Below are 21571 nucleotides of genomic sequence, written 5' to 3'. Positions count from 1 at the left end.
GGCCGTCTGTCGGATGACCGGGGCTGCTTCTTCGCGCCTGCGCGCCCCTCTCCGCCAGGCGGTGAGACGAGCGGCGCACCTTTGCCGCACGCGGCTTTGGCCCGAAAGTCCGGCCATTGTCGCTGGCCGCACCGCCAGCCCTCTTCCGTCAAGGGACCGCGCCGATGACCGACTCATTGGGATCTCGCATGAAGTTCGCGGTGGTGGCACCCTCCACCAACACCAGCGTCGAGCCCGAATATGCCGCGATGCAGCCGCGCGGCGTCACCAACCATTTCAGCCGCATCGCGATCCCCGACACCAAGGTGACCGACGACGACAGCTTCATGGTGATGCTCAACACGATCCGCGACTCGACCTTCGAGGCGGTCGACGTGTCGATGTCGATGGCGCCCGGCTGCGTGATCATGGGCATGTCCGCCGAGACCTTCTGGGATGGTGCCGAGGGCGCCGACCGGCTCCACAAGAAGATGCTCGAGCGCACCGGCGGCGTGCCGGTTATCATGGGATCGACCGCGGTCGACGCCGCGATCAAGGCCTATGAGAGCGACGGCAAGCCGATCCGGAAGATCGGCATCATCACCCCCTACATGCCGGTCGGCGACCGCAACGTGCAGAAATTCTTCGAGGATCAGGGCTATGAGGTGGTCAACCTCGTCGGCCTCAAATCGCCCTCCCCGATGCTGATCGCGCACGAGAGCAAGCAGACCCTCAAGCGCGCCGCGATCGCGGTGTCGGAAGGCGTCGACGCGGTGATCCAAGCCGGCACCAACCTCGCCTTCGCCGAGGTCGCCGCGATCGCCGAGTTCTGGCTCGACAAGCCGGTGATCGCTATCAACACCGCGACCTATTGGCACGCCCTGCGCACGATGGGCATCACCGACCAGCGCGACGGCTTCGGCCGCCTGCTCGCCGACTTCTGATCCGACCCGCGAAGGACGATCCCATGGACTATGACTATATCCCCCTTCCCGCCCGCCAGCCGCTGATCTGGCCGAACGGGGCGCGGGTCGCGCTGATCCTGACCTTCAATCTCGAGACCTGGGATCTCGTCAAGGATACCGACAAGCCCTATTATGCCGGCGGCCCGTCGATCCTGCCCGACATCCTGCCCGGCAACACCCCCGATTTCCCCAATTACAGCTGGCGCGAATATGGCCAGCGGGTCGGCATCTGGCGACTGTTCGAGCTGTTCGACGAGCTCGGCGTCAAGGCGTCGTGCACCACCAATGCGGTCACCTTCGACCGCCGCAAGGCGATGACCGACGCGGTGCTGGAGCGCGGCTGGGAGCTGCTCACGCACAATTGGGAGCAGGGCGAGCTGCTCACCAACTTCGCGGGCGATCCCGCCAAGGAGCGCGAGATCGTGATGCGCACGCTCGACCAGTTCGAGAAGTTCACCGGCCGCAAGTCGAAGGGCTGGCTGTCGTCGTCGCTGCGCGGCACGCTGCAGACCGCCGACATCCTCGCCGAATATGGCGCGACCTTCTACTGCGACATCATGAACGATGATCAGCCCTATCTGCTGAAGACCCCGCACGGCCCGATCGTATCGGTGCCCTATTCGAACGAGATCAACGACTTCACCTTCATCACCCGCAAGAATTTCACCACCGATCAATTTTCACAGGCGCTGATCGAGGAGCTCGACGTGCTCTATGCCGAGGGCGCCAAGACCGGCCGGATCATGAATGTCGGCCTCCACCCGCACGTCTCGGGCCGCGCGCACCGCATCCGTGCGCTGCGCGAATTCATCGACCATGCCAAGTCGCTGCCGGGCGTCTGGTGGGCGACGCGCGAGGAGATCGCCAACTGGTATCTCCAGAATCACGAGAGCCACATCCCCGGCCAGCTCGACGGTCAGCCGCAGGCATGAAGCCCGCGCACGTCCTGATCGCCGGCGGCGGCATCGGCGGTCTCACCGCTGCGCTGGCGCTGCTCCAGCGCGGCTTCGCCGTCGACGTGTTCGAGTCGGCCAGGGCGTGGGCGGATATCGGCGCGGGCGTCACGCTCGCGCCCAACGCGATGCGCGTGATGCAGCATCTCGGCATCGCCGATCAGATCGAGGCGACATCGGTCGAGCCGGTGCGCCAGCAGGTCCGCCACTGGCAGGACGGGCGCGTGCTGATGGCGCTCGATCGCGGCACGCGGATGCGCGACCTCTATCACGCCCCCTATGTCTATGCGCACCGCGCCGACCTGCACGTGATCCTGGTCGCGGCGGTCGAGGCGCTGGGCGGCAGGCTGCATCTCTCGTCGCCGGTGACCGCGGTCTCGGCCGACACGCACGGCGCGCATCTGACGTTGGCCGACGGCACCGTGGCGACGGGCGATCTCGTCGTCGGCGCGGACGGCCTCAAGTCGGTGGTGCGATTGCTGCAGGAGCCGGCGCCCGCGCACTTCACCGGCCACATCGCCTTCCGCTCGCTGGTACCGGTGACGCCCGAATTGCGCGAACTGGCGGACAATCCGGGCAATTTCATCGGCCCGGGCCGGCTCGCGGTCTTCTACCCCTTACGCGGCGGCACGCTGCTCAACCTCGTCTTCTTCGGCCGCCAGCCCGGCTGGAGCGACGACGGCTGGACGATCCCCGCCAAGCGGTCCGAGCTCGAGACGCTGTTTGCGGGCTGGTGCGCGCCCGTCCAGCAGCTGATCGCGGCGGCCGACGAGACCAACCTCTACAAATGGGCGATCAACGCGCGGACCCCGCTGAAGAGCTGGTCGATCGACGGCCGGATCACGCTGCTCGGCGACGCCGCGCACGCGATGACGCCGTTCCTCGGCCAGGGCGCCTCGAGCGCGATCGAGGATGCGCTCGTGCTCGCGCGCGCGATCGACGCGGCCGACACGCTGCCCGAGGCGCTGACCCGCTACGAGGCGGCGCGGATCGCGCGCACCAGCATGATCCAGAAGGAGTCCAACGACAACGCCGACCGCATGCAGGGCGACGACGCCGACCTGTTCGGCATGTCCAAGCTGCGCAACGAAGAGACGCTGGGCCTGTTCGCCTATGACGCGGGGACGGTCGCGGTCTGAGGGCCGCGCCTAGCCACCCTTCCGCGTCATTCCCGCGAAGGCGGGAATCCATAGACGCGGCGCCCGGATATTGCGCGCCGCGTCTATGGATCCCGGATCAAGTCCGGGATGACGGATAGAGACGGAAGACGCCGTTTCAAATGGCCGGAAACACCGCCTCGGTCACCGCCGTCACCGTCTCGAACGCCGCGCCCGGCTGTGCCGCGAGCCACGCCAGCAGCGCCTCGAACGCGCCGATGCGGTAGGGCAGCCCCATCACATAGGGGGTGACGTGCAGCGGCAGCATCCGCCCGCCATAGCGCTGCGCCTCGCCGTCGAGCCAGCCAAAGGCGTCGCGGATCTGCTCGGCATAGCTTTCGGCGGACTGCTGCTGGACGGTGATGATCTGCCGGTCGGACAGTTCGTGGTTGAGCGGCAGGTTGACGATGCCGCCGCTTGGCGTGTCCATCCGATAGGGCAGATCGTCATTGACCCAGTCGAGCATCGTGCGGACCCCGGCCTCGGCGAGCAGCCGCGGCGTGTTCCAGCTCTGCGAGCGCGCGATCGACGCCCAGGCGGTCGGGCGGACGCCCGCGACGCGCTCGAGCGTGTCGAGCGACGCCGCGATCAGCGCGCGCTCGTCGGCCTCGTCGAGCCCGGTCGCGATCGTGCCGTTCATGTCGGTCGAATGCGCGACGATCTCGTGGCCGGCGGCGACGATTTCGCGGATCACCGAGGGGTAGCGCTCCGCGATCGCGGCGTTGGTCGCGACCGAAACGCGCGCGCCGACCTTGGCGAAGGCGTCGAGCAGCCGGTAGAAGCCGACTCGCGTGCCATATTCGCGCGAGGTATAGTGGCGATAGTCGGGATAGGCGGTCTGCATGTGCCCGGGGGCGCGGAACGGCTTGTCCTCCGGCACGATCGGAAACCATTCGAGGCTGACCACGATCGGCACCGCGACCGTCTTGCCGCCGGCCCAGACGACCGGCGGCCGCTCGAACAGGTTGGAGTAACCGTAGAGGTCGTGATCCATCCCGCGCGCGCGGCGCGGGTATTCGAGATAGGCGGGATCGAGCGCCATCAGACGGCCCTTGCGTAGCGCGCGGCGTCGGCGACGGCGGCGTCATAGTCGTTGGCGAGGAAATGGTCGGCGATGTCGCCCGAGCGGGTGATCCAGGCGCGACCGTCCGCCGCGATGTGGCGCAGCACCTCCTCGAACGCGCCGATGCGGTGCGGCTGGCCGATGAGATAGGAATGGAGCGGGATGCACATCACCGTGCCCGATCGCTCGCCTTCCGCCGCCAAGCGGTCGAACTGGCGGATCAGCGTGTCGGCATAGTCGCGCGGGCTCATATTGTAGACGAAGAAGCCATAATGGTCGTTGACCTCGAGGCTGTAGGGCATCGAGATCAGCCGGCCGTCGGCGACATGCACCGGGCCCGGCTGGTCGTCATGATAGAGGTCGCAGGTGTAGGTCAGGCCGTATTCTGCGATCAGGTCGAGCGTGCGCGGCGTGTGGGTGAGCGCGGGGGCGAGCCAGCCCTTGATCGTCTGGCCGGTGAGATCGCGGACGGTGCGGATCGAATCCTCGATGATCGCGCGCTCTTGGCGCTCGTCCATGCCGTAGGAATAGCGCGTGTTGTAGATGCCGTGGCTGAAGAATTCCCAGCCGCGCGCATTGGCATCGAGCACGACCTCGGGAATGTGATCGCACAGCGCCACCGACAGGCTGACCGAGCCGGGGAAGCCGTGCTTGCTCATCACCTCGGCCATCCGCCAATGGCCGACGCGATTGGCATAGTCGCGATGCGCATAGCCGACGACGTCGGGATGCGGCTTCGCCCAGCTCTTGCGGTGCGGATTGGCGGCGGGGTCGATCTCATAATATTCGAGATTGGGCGACACCCACACCGCGACGGTCTTGCCCTCGGGCCAGGCGATCCTGGCGCGATCGCGATAGGGGCGGAAATCATAGAGGCCGGGATCGGCCGCACCCTCGCGCATCAGCGCGCCTCCAGCCAGTCGATCACGCTCTGCACCGGCTCGACGTCGGCATATTTGAGCTGGAGGTCCGTGAGGTTGGCGTAATGATAGCTCTCATGCTTGTCCGCGCAGGTCTCGAGCGGGACGATCGTGCGATAGCCGCGCGACAGCGAGTCCACCGCCGCGGCGCGGACGCAGCCCGAGGTCGAGCCGCCGGTGATCACCACCGTGTCGACCTTGTGCCAGACCAGCAGGCTCTGCAGCGGCGTCTCGAAGAAGGGCGACGGCATCCGCTTAGTGTAGACCGCATCGACCGTCGCATCGATCTGGCAGCGCTCGTCGAAGGCGTGGCGGTCGGAGTCGTATTTGATGTTCTGGAGCGAGTCCGGCGTGTCGGTGCGCGTGCCCCAGACGCCGGCGTCGCTGGCGTCGTCCATATAGGCGACATGCGTCCAGATCACCGGCATGCCCTTGGCGCGGGCGAGCGCGGAGAGCGTGTTGACGTGCTCGATCTGGCGCGGGTCGGCCTCGTAGGCGGTCTTGTAGCGATCGATCCGGGTATAGGCGTTCTGGAAGTCGATATTGACGATCGCGAGCTTGCTGCCGAAGCCGAATTTGGTGCGCGCCGGATTGGCCATCACCTCGTCGAAGATCTGCCTGGCGGTCTTGCCGTCCGAGACCATCCGGGTGCCGACGATCGTCATACGCTGTTTACTCCTCAGGCGGCCAAAGACGTCGCCGGGCGGAAGCCGAGCGGCAGTCCGGCATCGGGCAGGAAACCATAAAGCGGTTCGCCGGGCAGCGCATCCGCGACGATTGTCCGAACAGCGGTCAGCCGGTCGAGGTCGATGCCGGTGCGCAGCCCCATCGCCTCAAGCATGAAGGCGAGGTCTTCGGTGACGATGTTGCCCGAAGCGCCCGGCGCGAACGGGCAGCCGCCGAGCCCGCCGAGCGACGCGTCGAAGGTGGTCAGCCCGCAATCGAGCGCGGCGAGCACATTGGCGAGCCCCAGTCCCCGCGTGTTGTGGAGATGGATGCCGGTCAGCGCCGCATCCCCCGCCACGCCGCGGACCAGCCGGATCAGCCGGCGCACCGCGGACGGATCGGCGAACCCCGTCGTGTCGGACAGCCCGACCTCGTCGCAGCCCGCCGTCATCAGGCTTTCCGCGAGCCGCGCGATCTGCGCGTCGGGGATCGCGCCTTCGAGCGTGCAGCCGAAGGCGGTCGAGAGGCTGCCCTCGAAATGCGGGCGCCGGTCGGCGGGCAGCGCCGCGATCAGCGCCGCGATCGTGCGCGCCTCGTCGATCACCTGCGCATGGGTGCGGCGGAGGTTGGCGAGGCTGTGCGTCTCGGACACCGACAGCGGCAGCGTGATCTTGTCCGCCCCCGCCGCGATCGCCGCCTCGGCGCCGCGCGCATTGGGGACGAGCACCGCGACGGTGAGGCCGGGGATCGTCTTGGCGAAGGCGACCACCTCGGCGGTGTCGGCGAGCTGCGGCAGGAGCTTGGGCGGCACGAAGCTGCCGACCTCGATCTCGGTGACGCCGGCCGCGGCCTCGGCCGCGATCCACGCCTTCTTGGCGGCCAGCGGCATGATCGTGCCGATGCTCTGCAGCCCGTCGCGCGGGCCGACCTCGCTGATCAGCACGTCTGTTCGCTGGTCGGTCACGGCAATCTCCCGCTTGGAAGTTATGACATATATCTATAACAAATAGCGCGGGGCTGTCGAGCGGGGATATCGAACGTGCAGGACGACGCATTGCCGCTGGCAGGCATCAAGGTGATCGAGTTCACGCACATGGTGATGGGGCCGTCGACCGGCGTCATCCTCGCCGATCTCGGCGCCGACGTGATCAAGGTCGAACCGCTGGGCGGCGACCAGACGCGCAAGCTGCTCGGCTCGGGCGCTGGCTATTTCCCGATGTTCAACCGCAACAAGCGCTCGATCTGCCTCGATCTCAAGAGCGAGGCCGGGCTCGCCGCAGCCCGCGCGCTGTGCGAGGGCGCCGACGTCGTCGTCGAGAATTTCCGCCCGGGCACGCTCGACCGGCTCGGGCTCGGCTATCAGGCGCTCAAGGACGCCAATCCCGGGCTGATCCACTGTGCCGCCAAGGGCTTCCTCGCCGGCCCCTACGAGCATCGCACCGCGCTCGACGAGGTGACGCAGATGATGGGCGGGCTCGCCTATATGACCGGGCCGCCCGGTCGTCCGTTGCGCGCGGGCGCCTCGGTGATCGACATTACCGGCGGCATGTTCGGTGTGATCGGCATCCTGGCGGCGCTCGAACGCCGCCACCGCACCGGCCTCGGCGGCGAGGTCAAATGCGCGCTGTACGAGACCACCGCCTTCCTGGTCGGCCAGCATATGGCGCAGATGGCGGTCACCGGTCAGGCGGCGCAGCCGATGCCCAACCGCATCTCGGCCTGGGCGATCTACGACGTGTTCGAGACGCTGGAGCCCGGCGAGCAATTGTTCGTCGGCGTGGTCAGCGATGCGCAATGGACGGCGTTCTGCGCCGCCTTCGGGCTCGACGACCTTGGCGCCAACCCAGAGTTCGCGAAGAACAACCAGCGCGTGCTGGCGCGCGACGCGATCGTGCCGCAGATCCGCGCGTTGTTCGCGGGCATGACCCGCGCCGAACTGGTCGCCAAGGTCGAGACGATCGGCCTGCCCTTCGCGCCGATCGCGCGCCCCGAGGATCTGTTCGACGATCCGCATCTCAACCATGGCGGCCTCGTCGACGTCACCATCCCCGGCGGCGACGCGACCCGCCTGCCCGGCCTGCCGATCGAGTTCGACGGCGCGCGCGTGCCGCTGCGTCACGACATCCCGCATGCGGGTCGCGATGGCGCCGCGATCCTGCGCGAGATCGGTTATGGCGACGACGCCATCGCCGCCGCGATCGCCTGCTGACCACCGCCATGCAGATCGAGGCTGAGCCGATAGCGATCGCCGCGATAGCGTGCGCTGGTGAACAGCAGCGGACGTCCGTCGGTGTCGCGCACGACGCGATCGACGCGGATGATCGGCGCGCGCGCCTCGGTCTCGAGCAAGGCGGCGAGCGCCGGGTCGGCCGGCACCGCGGAGATGATCTGCGACCCCGCCCCGATCGCATGGCCGGCGGCGCGGATCAGCTCGAGCATCGGTTGCGTCGCCAGCGCGGCGCGGCTGAGCCCCGCCCCGATCGCCGCCGGCACGAAGCTCTCGATCGCGCCGAGCGGCGCCTCGTCGGCCGAGCGCAGCCGCAGCGCATGGATCACCGGCGCGCCGACCGCGATGCCGAGCCGGTCGGCGACGGTCGCGGTCGCCGGCACCTCGCCATATTCGATCACGCGGACCTGCGTGTCGCGCCCGAAGGCGATCAGCGAGTCGACCGCCTGGTCGATATGCCCCTCGATCGGCGCGGTCGGCGCGCGGAAGCAGACGCGCGTGCCGACGCGGCGCTTGCGCTCGACCAGACCGTGGCTCGCCAGCTCGTCGAGCGCGCGGCGCGCGGTGATCCGCGACACGCCGTGGATCGCGCCCAGTTCCTGCTCGGTCGGCACCGCGGCGCCGAAACCGCGCTCGCCCGACAATATCTCGTCGCGCAAGGCGAGATAGATCTGATGATAGAGCGGAATCGCATCCCGCATCGCGTGTGTTGCCATGGACTTGGCGATGCCGCTTTCCGCGCGCGCCGCCAAGCCCCCCACAGCCGGAGCGCCTGATATGGGCCAGACTCTTTTCGCCAAGATCTGGGATCGCCATGTCGTCGAGGACCTCGGCGGGGGCACCGGGCTGGTGCTGATCGACCGCGTGCTGCTCCACGAGCGCACCGGCGGGGTCGCGCTGGAGAGTCTTGCGGCGGCGGGCCGCGCGGTGGCCTCCCCCGCGCAGGTGTTCGCGACGATGGATCATGTCGTCGACACGCTGCCCGGCCGCACCGACCGCACGATCATGCCGACCGGCACCGCCTTCATCACCGCGACCCGCGACGCCGCCAAGGCGGCGGGGATCACGCTGTTCGATCTCGGCGATCCACGCCAGGGCATCGTCCATGTCATCTCGCCCGAGCAGGCGATCGTCCTGCCCGGCCTCACCCTCGTCTGCCCCGACAGCCACACCTGCTCGCAGGGCGCGCTCGGCGCGCTCGCCTGGGGAATCGGATCGAGCGAGGCGGAACATGCGCTCGCCACCACGACGCTGCGCGTCACCCGGCCCAAGACGATGCGGATCACGATCGACGGCGTGCTCGCCGCGGGCGTCACCGCCAAGGATCTCGCGCTGCACCTGCTCGCGCGCTTCGGCTCGGCGGGCGCCAGGGGCCACGTCCTCGAATATGCCGGCACCGCGGTCCGCGCGCTCGACGTCGAGGGCCGGCTGACCTTGTGCAACATGGCGACCGAATGCGCCGCCTTCTCGGCGATCATCGCGCCCGACGACACCGTCTTCGCCTATCTCGAGGGCCGGCCCTATGCGCCCAAGGGCGCGCTATGGGACCGCGCGGTCGCCGACTGGCGGACGCTCACCTCGGACGCCGACGCGGTCTTCGATACCGAGCACCGCGTCGACGCCGCCGATGTCGTGCCGATGGTGACCTGGGGAACCAGCCCGCAGCAGGCGGTGCCGCTCGGCGGCGCGGTGCCCGCCTTCGCCGACGTCTCGGATCGCGACACCGCCGAGGCTCACGGGCGGGCGCTCGACTATATGGGGCTGGCCGCGGGCGAGGCGCTGGCCGGCGCGGCGATCGACGCGGCCTTCATCGGCTCGTGCACCAACGCGCGCCTGTCCGACCTGCGCCGCGCCGCCGCGATCCTCGACGGGCGCCATGTCGCCCCCGGCGTCCGCGCGATCTGCGTACCGGGATCGGGCGCGGTCAAGGCGGCCGCCGAAGCCGAGGGGCTCGACCGCATCTTCCTCGACGCCGGCTTCGAGTGGCGCGAACCCGGCTGTTCGATGTGCTTCTTCGCGGGCGGCGAGAGCTTCGGCGCGCAGCAGCGCGTGATCAGCTCGACCAACCGCAATTTCGAGAGCCGCCAGGGGCCCGGCACGCGCTCGCACCTCGCCTCGCCCGAGACGGTCGCGGCGTCGGCGATCGCCGGCCGGATCGTGGCGCCCGCCGCGCTGGACACAGCGGCCGCGGAGCCCGGGGCATGACTCCCTTCACCACGCTCGTCTCGATCGCGATGCCGCTGATCCGCGACAATATCGACACCGACGCGATCATCCCCTCGCGCGAGATGAAGACGGTCGGCAAGACCGGCCTGGCGGACGGGCTGTTCGCGGGCTGGCGCTACACCGAGGTCGGCGGCCGCGTGCCCGAACCCGGCTTCGTGCTCAACGATCCCGGCTATGCCAGGGCCGCGATCCTGCTCGGCGGCGCCAATTTCGGCTGCGGCTCGTCGCGCGAACATGCCGCCTGGGCGCTTGCCGAATATGGTTTTCGCGTCGTCATCGCGCCGAGCTTCAACCCGATCTTCCGCGGCAATTGCGTGCGCAACGGCATCGTGCCGATCGAACTCGACCCGCATGCGTTCGCGGGGGCACCCCAGCCGCTCGCGATCGACCTGCCCGCGCAGACCGTCACCGACGCCGCGGGCAATTTCGCGACCTTCGCGATCGACGCGGAGTCGAAGGCGATGCTGGTCGGCGGGCTCGACGCGATCGACCTGACGCTGCGCCGCCGCGACGCGATCGCCGCGTTTCGGGCGGCGCACCGCGCGGCGAACCCGTGGGTCTATTTCGACGCCTGAGCGAAGCGGGCGCGTCATCTGCATCGTAAAGCCGCGGCGCGAAGCGGCGGGACACGCCTGGGCTCGCAAGGCCGCGCGTGCGGTAAGGCGCCCCCCTCTACAGCCTGCCCTGTGCCTGCAGGAACGCCGCGACCGCGTCCGCCCAGGCCTCGGGCTGCTGGTCGACGATGTCGACGCCGCCGCCGTCGAGCGCGACGAAGGCGAAGTCGGGGCGGATCGCATGCGCCCGCACCGCATGGTCGAAGATCGAGTCGCCACTGTTGGTGAGGATCAGCGTCGGCTGGGTGATCCGCGGCAGCGTCTCGTCCTGGCGATATTGGAAGGCAGCGTGATGGCCGTGCCAGAAGGTGCCGCGCCCGACCAGCGCCTGGACGACATAGTCGCTGATCCGGGTCAGCGGCACGCTGCCGTCGGCAAAGCCCGCGCGAATGTCGAACAGCTCGCGCATGTGGCCGGCGTGCGGCTGCGCGGTGAAGCCGAGCTCCCATTGGTGGCCGCCGGCAAGATAGGCCGCACGCTCCGCCTCGGTCAGCGGCAGCGGCCCGTTGAGGATCAGCGCCTCGACCCGGTCGGCGAACTGGATCGCCACCTCGGTCGCGACCAGCGCGCCGGTATGGTGGCCGAGCACCGAGGCGCTGGCGAGGCCGAGCGCGTCGAGCACCGGCGGGACGATCGCGGCATAATCGGGCACGCCCGGCACGAACGGCGTCGGGTCCGACTGGCCGAAGCCCGGCATGTCGATCCCGATCGCCTGGATCCCGCGCGCGGCGAGCGGCGCATAGACCCAGTCGAACTGCGCCGAGGTCATCGGCGCCTGATGGAGCAGCACCAGCGGGTGGCCCTCGCCCTGATGCTGGAAATGGACTTGCCCGAAGGGACCATCGGCATAGGCGCGGCGGGGGATCATGATCGGCTCCTTCGACGGGGAAACCCCGGCATGGCAAGCGCCGGCTTGCCCTGCGATCCGCTTTCCGACTTCGGCCGACAGTCGGATGACCGCCGCCAAGCCGCGCGCCTCGGCTACGGTGTCACGATCTGTCGGATCGCGCGGCCGTCGGCGAGCGCGTCGAGCAGGCTGTTGATGTCGGCGAGCGGATGCACCGAGCTCAGCAGCCGCTCGACCGGCAGCCGTCCCGCCTTCCACAGCGCGATATAGCGCGGGATGTCGCGCGCGGGGATCGACGAGCCCATATAGGAACCGATCAGCGTCTTGCCCTCGGCGACCAGCGACACCGCGGGAATGTCGAGCGGCTCGGCCGGATTGGGCAGGCCGACGGTGACGATCCGGCCGCCGCGGCGCGCGGCGCGATAGGCGTCGCGCAGCACCGCCGCCTTGCCGACCGTCTCGACGACGACGTCCGCGCCGCCCTCGGAGAACAGCCGCGCGATCGCCTCGGCGGCGTCCTCGGGGCCGACCGCGACCGCGCCCAGGTCCTGGGCGATCGCGCGCTTGTCGGCGAACGGATCGATCGCGAGGATCGGCGCGGCGCCGCTCGCCCGCGCGCCGAGCAGCGCGGACAGGCCGACGCCGCCGAGCCCGTAGACGATCACGCTCTCGCCGGGGCGCACCGCGGCCGAGTTCATCACCGCGCCGACCCCGGTCAGCACCGCGCAGCCGAACAGCGCGGCGATCTCGGGCGGCAGGTCGCGGTCGACTTTGACCGCCGAGCGCCGGTCGACCACCGCATGTGTCGCGAAGGCCGAGACGCCGAGATGGTGGCGGACGTCGCCGCCATCGGCATCGTGCAGCCGGCACCCGCCCTGAAGCAGCCGGCCCTCGCCATTCGCCGCGGCGCCGACCGCGCACATATAGGCCTCGCCCGAGCGGCAGCGCACGCATTCGCCGCAGGACGGCAGGAACGCCAGGACCACGCGGTCGCCGACCGCGAAGCCGGTGTCGTCGGCGCTGCCCAGCGCCGCGACGATCCCGGTCGCCTCATGGCCGATCGCCATCGGCATCGGCCGCGGCCGGTCGCCGTTGACCACCGAGAGATCGGAATGGCACAGCCCCGCCGCATCGATGCGGATCAGCAGTTCGCCCGGCCGCGGCGGATCGAGCGTCAGCGTCGCAAGCGTCAGCGGCCGCGATTCCGCATAGGGCCGCGGCTGGTCGCCGCTGCGCGCGAGCACCGCGGCGGTGATCGTCGTCATTTGTCCTGCGACCATTTCTTCTCGAATGCCCATACGTCCTCGAACCCGATCATGCCGCAGAAGGTCTTGAAGTCGAACATCGGCATGTCGGCCGGCTCACCATCGCCCCCGTCGCGCAGCTTGACCAGCGCGGTCTCCATCGCGGAGGCCGCGATCAGGCTGGTCAGCGACGGATAGATGGCGAAGGCATAGCCGATGTCCGCCAGCACGTCGCCCTTGAGCATGGGGGTCAGGCCGCCATTGGCCATGTTCGCCATCACCGGCTGCTCGAAGCTCGCGCAGGCGGTGCGCATCTCCGCCTCGCTGGTCAGCGCCTCGGGGAAGAGGATGTCGGCGCCCGCCTTGGCATAGGCCTCAAGCCGGCGCAGCGTGCCGTCGAGCCCTTCGGACTGGCGCGCGTCGGTCCGCGCGATCACCAGCATTTCCTCGCGCGTATCGACCGCGACCTTGATCTTCTCGACCATGTCGGCGATCGGCACCAGCCGCTTGAACGGCGTGTGGCCGCACTTCTTGGGAAATTCCTGGTCCTCGATCTGGATCGCCGAGACGCCCGCCGCCTCATAGCCCCTGACCGTGTGATGGACGTTGAGCAGCCCGCCGAAGCCGGTGTCGGCATCCGCGATCAGCGCCGCTTTGCTGGTCCGCTTCACCGTCGCCATGCGGTCGACCATCTGTGAATAGGTGGCGATGCCGGCGTCGGGCAGGCCGTAGGCCGATGCGGTCAGCCAATAGCCGGTGCCATAGACGATGTCGAAGCCGACGCGGTCGGCGACGACGGCGGCGATCATGTCGTGGACGCCGGGCACCACGAAGAATGTGCCGCTCGCGAGTTTGCTGCGCAGCCGGGGGTCAAGCATCGATGTCGTCCTTCGTCCAAAGCCAGGGGGAGGCGCGCCGCTGGGCGGCCTCGAAACGGGTGATGTCGGCGCTGTGCCGCGCGCGGATGCGCGCGGTCTCGTCCCAGCCGTTGAGCAGCGACTCGCGGCTGTCGGCGTCGACCGCGAACGGGATCGTCGTGACCCCGGGCGCGGCGATCGTGCCGGCCTCGAGATCGACCGCGATCGTCGCGCCCGCGGTCGCCGCGCCGTGCAGCGCCCCGACCTGCTCGGCGGGCAGCGTGATCGCGAGCAGCCCGTTCTTGAAGCAGTTCGAGAAGAAGATCTCGCCGAAGCTTGGCGCGACGATCACGCGCAGCCCGAGATCGGCGAGCGCCCACGGCGCCTGTTCGCGGCTCGATCCGCAGCCGAAATTGGCCCCCGCGATCAGGATCGTCGCCTCTTTCGCGTCGGGCGCATCGAACGGGAAGCCGGGTGCGCCGCGGCGATCGTGGAAGGCGTAGCGGCCGAGCCCGCGCTTCTCGGTGATCAGCAGGAAGCGCGCGGGATAGATGATGTCGGTGTCGATGTCGGCATCGGGCAGCGAGATCGCGCGGCCCTCGACCTGGCGGAGCGGGATCATGCGGCGTCCTCGCGAATGTCGACGATATGCCCGGCGATCGCGGCGGCGGCGGCCATCGCCGGGCTCATCAAATGGGTGCGCGCGCCGGCGCCCTGGCGGCCCTCGAAATTGCGGTTCGAGGTCGAAGCGCAGCGCGCGCCCGCCGGCAGCCGGTCGTCGTTCATCGCGACGCACAGCGAACAGCCCGCCTCGCGCCACTGGAAGCCCGCCGCGACGAACAGCCGGTCGAGCCCCTCCGCCTCGGCCTGGCGCTTGACCGCGCCCGAGCCGGGGACGACCAGCGCGGTCACGCCGGCGGCGACGCGGCGGCCGCGGATCGTCGCCGCGGCGGCGCGCAGATCGTCGAGCCGGCCGTTGGTGCAGCTGCCGATGAAGACATGGTCGACCGCCAGCCCGGCGAGCCGCTGGCCCGGCGCCAGATCCATATAGGCCAGCGCCTTTTCGAGCTTGGCGCGCGCCGCGCCGTCCGCCAGCGTCGCGGGATCGGGCAGCGCGCCGTCGACCGCGATCACCTGGTCGGGGCTGGTGCCGAAGGTCGCCTGCGGGGCGAGCGTCGCGGCGTCGATCTCGATCTCGCGGTCGAACACGGCGTCCGGGTCGCTGGCGAGATCCTGCCACGCCGCCAGCGCCGCGTCCCATGATGCGCTCGCCGGCGCCCGCGGCCGGCCCTCGAGATAGGCGAAGGTGGTCGCGTCGGGGGCGACGAGGCCGGTGCGCGATCCCGCCTCGATCGCCATGTTGCAGAGCGTCATCCGCCCCTCCATCGACAGCGCGCGCACCGCCTCGCCGGCGAATTCGATCGCATGGCCGGAGGCCCCCGCCGCGCCGATCCGGCCGATCAGCGCGAGCGCCATGTCCTTGGGGGTGACGCCCGGCGCCAGCGCGCCGGCGAAGGTGACGCGCATCCGCCGGGCCTTGGTCTGCCACAGCGCCTGCGTCGCCATCGCGGTGCCGCATTCGCTGGCGCCGATCCCGAAGGCGAGCGCCCCGAAGGCGCCGTGCGTCGCGGTATGGCTGTCGCCGCAGACCAGCGTCATCCCCGGCAGCGTGAACCCCTGTTCGGGGCCGATGACGTGGACGATGCCCTGGTCGGGGCCGTCGAGCCGCAGATAGTCGATCCCGAAATCGGCGCAGTTGCGCTCGAGCAGCCCGACCTGCGCGCGCGCCAGCGGATCGGCGATCGGCCGGTCGCGGTCGTGCGTCGGCACGGCATGGTCGGCGACCGCGAGCTGGGTCGCGGGGCGATGCACGACATGCCCGCCCTCGCGCAGCGCCGCGAAGGATTGCGGCGTGCTCACCTCGTGAAGCAGATGCCGGTCGATATAGAGCAAGCTGCGCCCGTCGGCCTCGGAGACGACGACGTGCGCATCCCACAGTCTGTCGTACAGCGTGCGCGCCACGGTCGTCCTCTCCCGGTTGTGCGGCGTAGATAGGCGCGCGCGACGCGGCGTCGAGATCGGCGGCCAACATGATCGTAGGGCGGACAGGCCGCCGCCGCCCGCCGCCGATCTGGACTTTGCCGGACGTGTCCGACAAAAATGCGCGAAATTGTGGGAGGCGGATCGATGACCCGGACGGCAAGCAGGATCGCGGCACTATTGGCGACGGTGGCCGCCACCGCCGCGGCGCATGCGACGACGGTGGCGCAGCGCCGCTTCGGACAGCTCCCCGACGGCACCGCGATCGCCGCGGTCACGCTCACCAATACAGCCGGCATGCGGGTCACGATCCTCACCCTGGGGGCGAGCGTCCAGTCGGTGATCGTGCCCGACCGCGCCGGCCATTTCGCCGACGTCGCGCTCGGCTATCCCGACATTGCCGGCTATGTCGCCAAGCCCAATTTCTTCGGCGCCACCGTCGGCCGTGTCGCCAACCGCATCGCCAAGGGGCGCTTCACGCTCGACGGCAAGAGCTATGCGGTGCCGCTCAGCGACGGCCCCAATTCGCTGCACGGCGGTACCAAGGGGTTCGACAAGGTCGCCTGGCAGCTGGTCTCGACCGCCGCCGGGCCGACCGCGACGGTCGTGCTGCGCTATGTCAGCCCCGACGGCGACCAGGGCTATCCGGGCATTCTCACCACCACCGCCACCTATGCGCTCGACGAGGCCGGCGCGCTCTCGGTCGACTATCGCGCGACCACCGACCGGCCGACCATCGTCAATCTCTCCAACCACACCTATTGGAACCTGTCCGGCGAGGGGTCCGCCAACGGCGCGATGGGCGAGCGGCTCACCATCCCCGCCGAGGCCTATTCGCCGACCGACGCCACCGCGATCCCGACCGGCGAATTCCGCGCGGTCGCGGGCACCGCCTTCGACTTCCGCACCCCCCGCGTCATCGGCGACCGGGTCCGCGACGCCACCGACCCGCAGCTCCGCTACGGCCGCGGCTACGACCATAATTGGGTGGTCAGCCGCACCCGCACGGCGGCGCCGCGACTGATGGCGCGCGTCGAGGATCCGGCATCGGGCCGCGTCCTCGAAATCCTGTCCGACCAGCCCGGCATCCAATTCTATTCGGGCAATTTTCTCGACGGCACGATCGTCGGCAAGGCGGGCCATCTGTACCGCGAAGGCGACGCGATCGTGCTCGAGCCGCAGATGTTCCCCGACACCCCCAATCACCCCGAATTCGGCTCGGTGCGGCTCGCTCCCGGCCAGACCTACGCCAACCGCATCGTCTTCCGCTTCTCGATCGCCCCCGCCCACTGAGCGCTTGACAAGGCGAACCATTTGGGTTATATACCGACGCGTCCTTTTACCCCGAAGCGCAAGGGTGCGAGGGACGGGAACCGATCGCGGCGAGCGTCACGCTGGCATCGATCGGGCGGCCGGCGCGGAGTCATCCGGTTTTCCAAGCCGAAGCTTCGCTGAGAACGTAACCGTGGACCGACGTCACACCCTGCCAGGCCAACCGTGGGCAGGGGCCTTGGTCCCCAAGTACAAAGTCTGGACGCGGCTGTTTTGGTTACCAACCGCACTTGGCTTACCCCAAGCCGTCCAGCACCGGGTGCCCCTTGGCAAGAGACGCGCCGGCCGTTGACCTCCCCCTGTCCTGATCTTGCGGGAGAGGTGTGTCTGCATGTCGTACAGGACGCTTCGGTTTCGGTTCGTCGGCACGACGCCGGGCTCGGCCTGAGGAGCAATCCAGCGCCGATCTCCGGATCGCCACGGCGCTCCGCGCCTCACAATGACGAGCAGACTATGGCTGCTTTCGCCCAGACCTTGCCATTCCGGTCATATCTGACCAATCCCGATAGCCGTCATTTGAGGCAGGAGCCGCGAGATGGAAGATATGGAGAAAATGGAAGGCTTCGTCGGGTTCCTCAGTGCGCTGCCCCTAATCCCAAAAATCGTCGCCACGTTCGTCGTGGTTGGGATTGCGTTTATCATTTTGCTAGTGATGTGGCAGCCTCATTCCAAAGCTACGGATCGCCTTTCCTCTTTCACAAGGCCCCCGCGTGCCCCTGCATTGGACCTGCCGAAAGGAGCGAGCGATGCAGAGGCGGAAACCAACAAGGCGCCACCGGTGAGGATTGAGAGTGTCAGTAGCCACAATCAGTCGGGCGGCGTCACTGCCGGGAGTATCGGTCATGTGGATCAAAAATGACGCCGAGGATTCTAGCGATATCTGCGCTTCTCGCTGCCGGACCTAGCATGGCAAACGATAAGTCGCCCATATCAAAGCCGATACCTTCTATTGGCTCTGTTAATTCACACAACGCCAGTGGGGGTGCGACAGCGGGCGTTATTCAGCATCTGGAGCAGAACTACGTTTTGCCGACCGTGGTGCGAGGACCACTTCTGAATGAGTTCAAGCAAAGATTTACGGAGGGCGCCCAAATTTACCAGCGTCTGCAAAATGAGAGCCTAACCTCCGACGAGTATGCAGTAGTGTTTGCGCAGGCTGATCGATGGTATTGGGACACGTTCAATTGGCTAGACACCGATGTGGATAAATGGGCGGCTCAGCGGTTCGCATTTCGCTTCGGAAGTGCAAACACATGGGACTTGTCCAGCCTTGATCAAGCAACAAACAAAAAGCGAAATGATTACATAAACACGGTATATCCGCTCTTGCAAAATCTTGATCAACTCATGCGTGAACCTTCGTTATACCCAAGCAAAAGGAAGTAGTCTTCAGGCTGTTCAGTTGCCGCACGTCGTATGACCGCTTCCGCCCGACAAGTCTTCCGAACCGGAATGGCGGCTCTCCACCACATCCCGTCATTCCCGCGAAGGCGGGAATCCATACGCGCAGCGCCTTGATTGCGAACGCTGCGTCTATGGATCCCGGATCAAGTCCGGGATGACGAACAAGAGGAATGGCCGCTCTCCACCACGCCCCGTCAGTCCCGCGGAGGCGGCAATCCATACGCGCCGCGCCTCGAAGAGCGAACGCCGCGTCTATGGATCCCGGATCGGGTCCGCGATGACGACGACGAGGACTGGCGGCGCTCCACCGCGTCCGGTCCGCTCGTCACCGCCGACGACCGTCGGCATCGACGCCGCGCCGCCGCGCCCGCCTCAGCCGACCAGCAGCGGCGCGCCGACCGGGATCACGGTCCGTCCCCAGGTCGCGTTGGTGACGAAGGCGAAGCTGCCGTACATCGCAAGCGTGCCGCAGAGCAGGCCCAGCCAGCCGCCGAGATGGGTCAGCGCGGGCGCGCCCATCGCGCCGCCCAGACCGAGCAGGAAGAAGGTCGGCCACAGCGTCAGGAACACCGCGAACAGGATGCGCGGCAGGCGGAAGGTGCTGATCCACAGATAGAGCGTGAGCACGCCCCACAGCAGCAGCGCGACGCCGACCGTCGGCCCGGCCTGCGCGATGTCGATCACGCCGGTGTGCGCGAAGATCAGCAGCAGGGCGAACCACCACCAGAAGGCGCCGTAGCTGAGGAAGGCGGTCATCCCGAAGGTGTTGGCGACGCGGAATTCGAGCAGCCCCGCGACGATCTGGATCAGACCGCCATAGGCCAGCGCCAGCGGCACGACGACGCCTTCACCGCCCGCGGGGAGCACCCCCGCGTTGACCAGGCTGAGCAGCACGGTGGTCAGCCCGAAGCCGACGAGGCCGAGTGCAGCCGGATTGGCGGGCACGGCGGGCGTGGCGGTGACGATGGTGTCCGGCATCCTAATCCTCCCAGCTTGTTATGCCGAGAAGAAGCGCGAGGACGACCATCGCTGTCAAGCGGCTAGCCGGGCGATCGCATCCGATTGCCGCGTCTCGCGTCGGCCGCGGCTACAGCCAGTCGCGCCACTTGAACCACAGTACGGGCAGCACGGTCGAGGCCACCATCGCGGCGATCGCGTACGGATAGCCCCAGCGCCACGCCAGTTCGGGCATGTGCTGGAAGTTCATCCCGTAGACCCCCGCGATCAGCACCGGCGGCACGCCCGCCACCGAGACCACGGTCAGCACCTTGACCACCTCATTCTGCTCGATCGAGATGAAGCCGGTGGCGGCGTCGAGCAGCAGCTGCACCCGCCCGGTCAGCGAGCTCTCGAACTCGTCGAGCGATTCGATGTCGTGGCGGATCGAGGCGAGCCGCTCGCGCAGCTCGGCCTCGATCTTGGGCTCGCAGCGATCGGTGACGAAGCTCGCGATCCGTCCGATCGCGAGGAAGGCGTGGCGGACCTTGACCATCTGCTCGCTCTGCCGGCCGATGCTGATCATCAGCGCGCGCAGCCGCTTGGTCTCGTGCGCGAGCCGGTGCTTCTTGCTGTCCTTCTCGGGCTCGGCGAAGATCTCGTGGCTCGCCTTGGTCAGCTCCTCGGCGACGCGCTCGAGCCGGTCGGCGGAGCGGTCGACGATGTCCTCGAGCAGGCGGACGAACACGTCGCGCCCGCTTTCCGGCCGGTCGGTCTTGGCGACCGCGTCGTGGACCGCGTCGAACGCCGCCATTTCCATGAAGCGCACCGTCACCAGCGTGGTCTCGAGCAGCAGGAAGCCGGTCGGCGACAACATGCCGAGTTCGCCCTGCCGCGCGATCAGCGGCGCGCTCATGATCAGCCGCCCGCGATCGGCGCGCAGCCGGCTCGACGCCTCGATCTCGGCGAGATGCTCGCGATTGGGGATGCGGACGTCGAACGCCTGCTCGACGCGTTCGATCTCGGCGTCGGTCGGGCTGCACAGGTCGATCCAGATCGCGCGGTCGAGCGCGCCGCCGTCGGCGCCATCGTCCTCGATCGTGGCGCCTGCCTTGTCGACCTTCCTCAGCATATGCCCTCCCCGCGTCCGATTCGCCGCGCCGGCCATACGAGCTTTCGGCGGCACGACAATTGCGGCGTCGCAATGCATCGGCCCTTATTCAAGATCATCGAACGATCAGCGCGATCTTATCCCACTGTCGCGGATGACGGACGGCGCCTATCTCTCGCTCCAACGGCGGGCGTCCGATAGCGCCCGGCCGCATCGGGAGACCCACGATGATCGACCTGCGCCCCTTCGCGACCCTCGGCGGCGAGAACCACGGCTGGCTCGACGCCAAGCATCATTTTTCCTTCGCCAACTATCAGGACCCCAAGCGCATGAACTGGGGCAATCTGCGCGTCTGGAACGACGACGTGATCGCGCCCAAATCGGGCTTCCCGCCGCATCCGCACCGCGACATGGAGATCATCACCTATGTCCGCAGCGGCGCGATCACCCACCGCGACAGCCTCGGCAACGAGGGCCGCACGGGCGCGGGCGACGTCCAGGTGATGTCGGCGGGCACGGGCATCACCCATGCCGAGATAAACCAGGAGGACGTGCCGACCACGCTCTTCCAGATCTGGATCATTCCCACGCGAGGTGGCGAGAAGCCGGGCTGGGGCGCGCGGCCCTTCCCCAAGGGCGAGCGCTCGGGGCGGTTCGTGACGCTGGCCTCGGGCTTCGCCAATGACGACGACGCGCTGCCGATCCGCACCGACGCGCGCGTCGTCGGCGCGACGCTCAAGGCGGGCGAGACCGCGGACTATCCGCTCGGCAAGGATCGCCGCGCCTATCTCGTCCCGGCGACCGGCGCGGTCGAGATCGAGGGGGTGCGGGTCAACGCCCGCGACGGCGCCGCGATCAGCGACCTCGACACGCTGCGCGTCACCGCGCTCGAGGACAGCGAACTGGTGCTGGTCGACGCCGCCTGACCTTCGTCCGCGGCGCGGCGTTCCCCGGCGAACGCCGGGGCCCAGGCCCGCTGCCCGTGGCGGACGCCGCGCGCGACCGCAGACGTGGGGCCTGGGCCCCGGCC

General features: G+C 68.6%; 22 protein-coding genes. 10 read left to right on the top strand and 12 right to left on the bottom strand.

Translation table 11 applies throughout. From position 1 onward, the window contains the following. The first annotated feature begins 188 nt into the window (after positions 1–188). Genes Q0326_RS01345 through Q0326_RS01335 form a run of 3 tightly spaced genes read left to right on the top strand, consistent with a single transcriptional unit; the run spans position 189 to position 3036 of the window. Entirely contained in the window at positions 189–923 is a 735-nt protein-coding gene (locus tag Q0326_RS01345; protein WP_298686277.1) for an arylmalonate decarboxylase, read from the top strand. Positions 924–946: 23 nt separating this feature from the next. Continuing rightward, on the top strand, positions 947–1876 hold the full coding sequence (locus Q0326_RS01340) for a polysaccharide deacetylase (RefSeq protein ID WP_298686275.1): 930 nt from the start codon (positions 947–949) through the stop codon (positions 1874–1876). Continuing rightward, positions 1873–3036, top strand: a complete 1164-nt coding sequence (locus Q0326_RS01335) for an FAD-dependent monooxygenase (RefSeq protein WP_298686273.1) — start codon at positions 1873–1875, stop codon at positions 3034–3036. Before Q0326_RS01340 ends, Q0326_RS01335 begins: the two co-directional genes overlap by 4 nt. Before the next feature lie 136 nt (positions 3037–3172). Here the strand turns inward: Q0326_RS01335 and Q0326_RS01330 are convergent, their stop codons facing one another. The 4 genes from Q0326_RS01330 to Q0326_RS01315 are packed head-to-tail and all read right to left on the bottom strand — an operon-like array spanning position 3173 to position 6667. Beyond that, entirely contained in the window at positions 3173–4096 is a 924-nt protein-coding gene (locus tag Q0326_RS01330; protein WP_298686271.1) for a polysaccharide deacetylase family protein, read from the bottom strand. After that, on the bottom strand, positions 4096–5019 hold the full coding sequence (locus tag Q0326_RS01325; RefSeq protein ID WP_298686269.1) for a polysaccharide deacetylase family protein: 924 nt from the start codon (positions 5017–5019) through the stop codon (positions 4096–4098). Before Q0326_RS01325 ends, Q0326_RS01330 begins: the two co-directional genes overlap by 1 nt. Further along, complete coding sequence (locus tag Q0326_RS01320) at positions 5019–5702, bottom strand: isochorismatase family protein (RefSeq protein WP_298686267.1); 684 nt, start codon at positions 5700–5702, stop codon at positions 5019–5021. Before Q0326_RS01320 ends, Q0326_RS01325 begins: the two co-directional genes overlap by 1 nt. Before the next feature lie 14 nt (positions 5703–5716). Further along, a complete protein-coding gene (locus Q0326_RS01315) occupies positions 5717–6667 on the bottom strand; it encodes a hydroxymethylglutaryl-CoA lyase (RefSeq protein WP_298686265.1) in 951 nt (316 codons plus the stop codon). Between the two features lie 75 nt (positions 6668–6742). Between Q0326_RS01315 and Q0326_RS01310 the strand changes: the two genes are divergently transcribed. Next, positions 6743–7912, top strand: a complete 1170-nt coding sequence (locus Q0326_RS01310; protein ID WP_298686263.1) for a CoA transferase — start codon at positions 6743–6745, stop codon at positions 7910–7912. On the opposite strand, the gene Q0326_RS01305 is transcribed toward Q0326_RS01310, so the two are convergent. Beyond that, positions 7873–8631 (bottom strand): GntR family transcriptional regulator, encoded by a 759-nt coding sequence (locus Q0326_RS01305; protein WP_298686261.1) that lies wholly within the window; start codon positions 8629–8631, stop codon positions 7873–7875. The genes Q0326_RS01310 and Q0326_RS01305 overlap by 40 nt on opposite strands. Positions 8632–8707: 76 nt before the next feature. On the opposite strand from Q0326_RS01305, the gene Q0326_RS01300 reads away from it, so the two are divergent. Then, complete coding sequence (locus Q0326_RS01300) at positions 8708–10135, top strand: 3-isopropylmalate dehydratase large subunit (protein ID WP_298686259.1); 1428 nt, start codon at positions 8708–8710, stop codon at positions 10133–10135. Further along, a complete protein-coding gene (leuD, locus tag Q0326_RS01295) occupies positions 10132–10731 on the top strand; it encodes a 3-isopropylmalate dehydratase small subunit (protein WP_298686257.1) in 600 nt (199 codons plus the stop codon). The genes Q0326_RS01300 and leuD (Q0326_RS01295) overlap by 4 nt, the downstream gene beginning before the upstream one ends. A gap of 97 nt (positions 10732–10828) precedes the next feature. On the opposite strand, the gene Q0326_RS01290 is transcribed toward leuD (Q0326_RS01295), so the two are convergent. The 5 genes from Q0326_RS01290 to leuC all read right to left on the bottom strand — a co-directional run bounded on the left by Q0326_RS01290 (position 10829) and on the right by leuC (position 15740). Then, positions 10829–11638 carry an alpha/beta hydrolase gene (locus Q0326_RS01290; RefSeq protein WP_298686254.1) on the bottom strand — a complete coding sequence of 270 codons (810 nt, stop codon included), beginning with the start codon at positions 11636–11638 and terminating at the stop codon, positions 10829–10831. Positions 11639–11751: 113 nt separating this feature from the next. After that, positions 11752–12882: a zinc-binding dehydrogenase gene (locus tag Q0326_RS01285; protein WP_298686252.1), complete on the bottom strand. Its 1131-nt coding sequence runs from the start codon at positions 12880–12882 to the stop codon at positions 11752–11754. Then, positions 12879–13739 (bottom strand): isocitrate lyase/PEP mutase family protein, encoded by an 861-nt coding sequence (locus tag Q0326_RS01280; protein WP_298686250.1) that lies wholly within the window; start codon positions 13737–13739, stop codon positions 12879–12881. Before Q0326_RS01280 ends, Q0326_RS01285 begins: the two co-directional genes overlap by 4 nt. After that, positions 13732–14340 carry a 3-isopropylmalate dehydratase small subunit gene (gene leuD / locus Q0326_RS01275; RefSeq protein WP_298686248.1) on the bottom strand — a complete coding sequence of 203 codons (609 nt, stop codon included), beginning with the start codon at positions 14338–14340 and terminating at the stop codon, positions 13732–13734. Before leuD (Q0326_RS01275) ends, Q0326_RS01280 begins: the two co-directional genes overlap by 8 nt. Beyond that, positions 14337–15740 carry a 3-isopropylmalate dehydratase large subunit gene (gene leuC, locus Q0326_RS01270; RefSeq protein ID WP_298686246.1) on the bottom strand — a complete coding sequence of 468 codons (1404 nt, stop codon included), beginning with the start codon at positions 15738–15740 and terminating at the stop codon, positions 14337–14339. The genes leuD (Q0326_RS01275) and leuC overlap by 4 nt, the downstream gene beginning before the upstream one ends. 165 nt (positions 15741–15905) lie before the next feature. Between leuC and Q0326_RS01265 the strand changes: the two genes are divergently transcribed. The 3 genes from Q0326_RS01265 to Q0326_RS01255 all read left to right on the top strand — a co-directional run bounded on the left by Q0326_RS01265 (position 15906) and on the right by Q0326_RS01255 (position 18476). Continuing rightward, entirely contained in the window at positions 15906–17051 is a 1146-nt protein-coding gene (locus tag Q0326_RS01265) for an aldose epimerase family protein (protein WP_298686244.1), read from the top strand. Positions 17052–17625: 574 nt separating this feature from the next. Continuing rightward, positions 17626–17949 carry a hypothetical protein gene (locus Q0326_RS01260; protein ID WP_298686242.1) on the top strand — a complete coding sequence of 108 codons (324 nt, stop codon included), beginning with the start codon at positions 17626–17628 and terminating at the stop codon, positions 17947–17949. Positions 17950–17996: 47 nt separating this feature from the next. Beyond that, a complete protein-coding gene (locus Q0326_RS01255; RefSeq protein WP_298686240.1) occupies positions 17997–18476 on the top strand; it encodes a hypothetical protein in 480 nt (159 codons plus the stop codon). A gap of 390 nt (positions 18477–18866) precedes the next feature. Here Q0326_RS01255 and Q0326_RS01250 read toward each other — a convergent pair whose 3' ends face one another. After that, positions 18867–19472 (bottom strand): acetate uptake transporter, encoded by a 606-nt coding sequence (locus Q0326_RS01250; protein WP_298686238.1) that lies wholly within the window; start codon positions 19470–19472, stop codon positions 18867–18869. Between the two features lie 109 nt (positions 19473–19581). Further along, positions 19582–20562, bottom strand: coding sequence for a CorA family divalent cation transporter (locus Q0326_RS01245; RefSeq protein ID WP_298686236.1), 981 nt, complete (start codon positions 20560–20562; stop codon positions 19582–19584). 206 nt (positions 20563–20768) lie between these two features. On the opposite strand from Q0326_RS01245, the gene Q0326_RS01240 reads away from it, so the two are divergent. Continuing rightward, complete coding sequence (locus Q0326_RS01240) at positions 20769–21467, top strand: pirin family protein (protein WP_298686235.1); 699 nt, start codon at positions 20769–20771, stop codon at positions 21465–21467. The last annotated feature ends 104 nt before the right edge of the window (positions 21468–21571 follow it).

It is taken from the genome of uncultured Sphingomonas sp., from assembly GCF_937859915.1.
Classification (GTDB): Bacteria; Pseudomonadota; Alphaproteobacteria; order Sphingomonadales; family Sphingomonadaceae; genus Solisphingomonas.
This window is presented reverse-complemented; position numbering and strand designations above follow the sequence as displayed.

What these genes read in the sequence shown, in the direction of transcription:
- leuD (WP_298686257.1), top strand. Translation starts at nt 10,132, where the DNA reads ATGACTCCCTTCACCACGCTCGTCTCGATCGCGATGCCGCTGATCCGC.
- Q0326_RS01300 (WP_298686259.1), top strand. Translation starts at nt 8,708, where the DNA reads ATGGGCCAGACTCTTTTCGCCAAGATCTGGGATCGCCATGTCGTCGAG.
- Q0326_RS01325 (WP_298686269.1), bottom strand. Translation starts at nt 5,019, where the DNA reads ATGCGCGAGGGTGCGGCCGATCCCGGCCTCTATGATTTCCGCCCCTAT.
- Q0326_RS01320 (WP_298686267.1), bottom strand. Translation starts at nt 5,702, where the DNA reads ATGACGATCGTCGGCACCCGGATGGTCTCGGACGGCAAGACCGCCAGG.
- Q0326_RS01240 (WP_298686235.1), top strand. Translation starts at nt 20,769, where the DNA reads ATGATCGACCTGCGCCCCTTCGCGACCCTCGGCGGCGAGAACCACGGC.
- Q0326_RS01345 (WP_298686277.1), top strand. Translation starts at nt 189, where the DNA reads ATGAAGTTCGCGGTGGTGGCACCCTCCACCAACACCAGCGTCGAGCCC.
- Q0326_RS01335 (WP_298686273.1), top strand. Translation starts at nt 1,873, where the DNA reads ATGAAGCCCGCGCACGTCCTGATCGCCGGCGGCGGCATCGGCGGTCTC.
- Q0326_RS01330 (WP_298686271.1), bottom strand. Translation starts at nt 4,096, where the DNA reads ATGGCGCTCGATCCCGCCTATCTCGAATACCCGCGCCGCGCGCGCGGG.
- Q0326_RS01260 (WP_298686242.1), top strand. Translation starts at nt 17,626, where the DNA reads ATGGAAGATATGGAGAAAATGGAAGGCTTCGTCGGGTTCCTCAGTGCG.
- Q0326_RS01340 (WP_298686275.1), top strand. Translation starts at nt 947, where the DNA reads ATGGACTATGACTATATCCCCCTTCCCGCCCGCCAGCCGCTGATCTGG.
- Q0326_RS01280 (WP_298686250.1), bottom strand. Translation starts at nt 13,739, where the DNA reads ATGCTTGACCCCCGGCTGCGCAGCAAACTCGCGAGCGGCACATTCTTC.
- Q0326_RS01250 (WP_298686238.1), bottom strand. Translation starts at nt 19,472, where the DNA reads ATGCCGGACACCATCGTCACCGCCACGCCCGCCGTGCCCGCCAATCCG.
- Q0326_RS01265 (WP_298686244.1), top strand. Translation starts at nt 15,906, where the DNA reads ATGACCCGGACGGCAAGCAGGATCGCGGCACTATTGGCGACGGTGGCC.
- Q0326_RS01245 (WP_298686236.1), bottom strand. Translation starts at nt 20,562, where the DNA reads ATGCTGAGGAAGGTCGACAAGGCAGGCGCCACGATCGAGGACGATGGC.
- Q0326_RS01305 (WP_298686261.1), bottom strand. Translation starts at nt 8,631, where the DNA reads ATGCGGGATGCGATTCCGCTCTATCATCAGATCTATCTCGCCTTGCGC.
- leuD (WP_298686248.1), bottom strand. Translation starts at nt 14,340, where the DNA reads ATGATCCCGCTCCGCCAGGTCGAGGGCCGCGCGATCTCGCTGCCCGAT.
- Q0326_RS01290 (WP_298686254.1), bottom strand. Translation starts at nt 11,638, where the DNA reads ATGATCCCCCGCCGCGCCTATGCCGATGGTCCCTTCGGGCAAGTCCAT.
- Q0326_RS01285 (WP_298686252.1), bottom strand. Translation starts at nt 12,882, where the DNA reads ATGACGACGATCACCGCCGCGGTGCTCGCGCGCAGCGGCGACCAGCCG.
- Q0326_RS01255 (WP_298686240.1), top strand. Translation starts at nt 17,997, where the DNA reads ATGGCAAACGATAAGTCGCCCATATCAAAGCCGATACCTTCTATTGGC.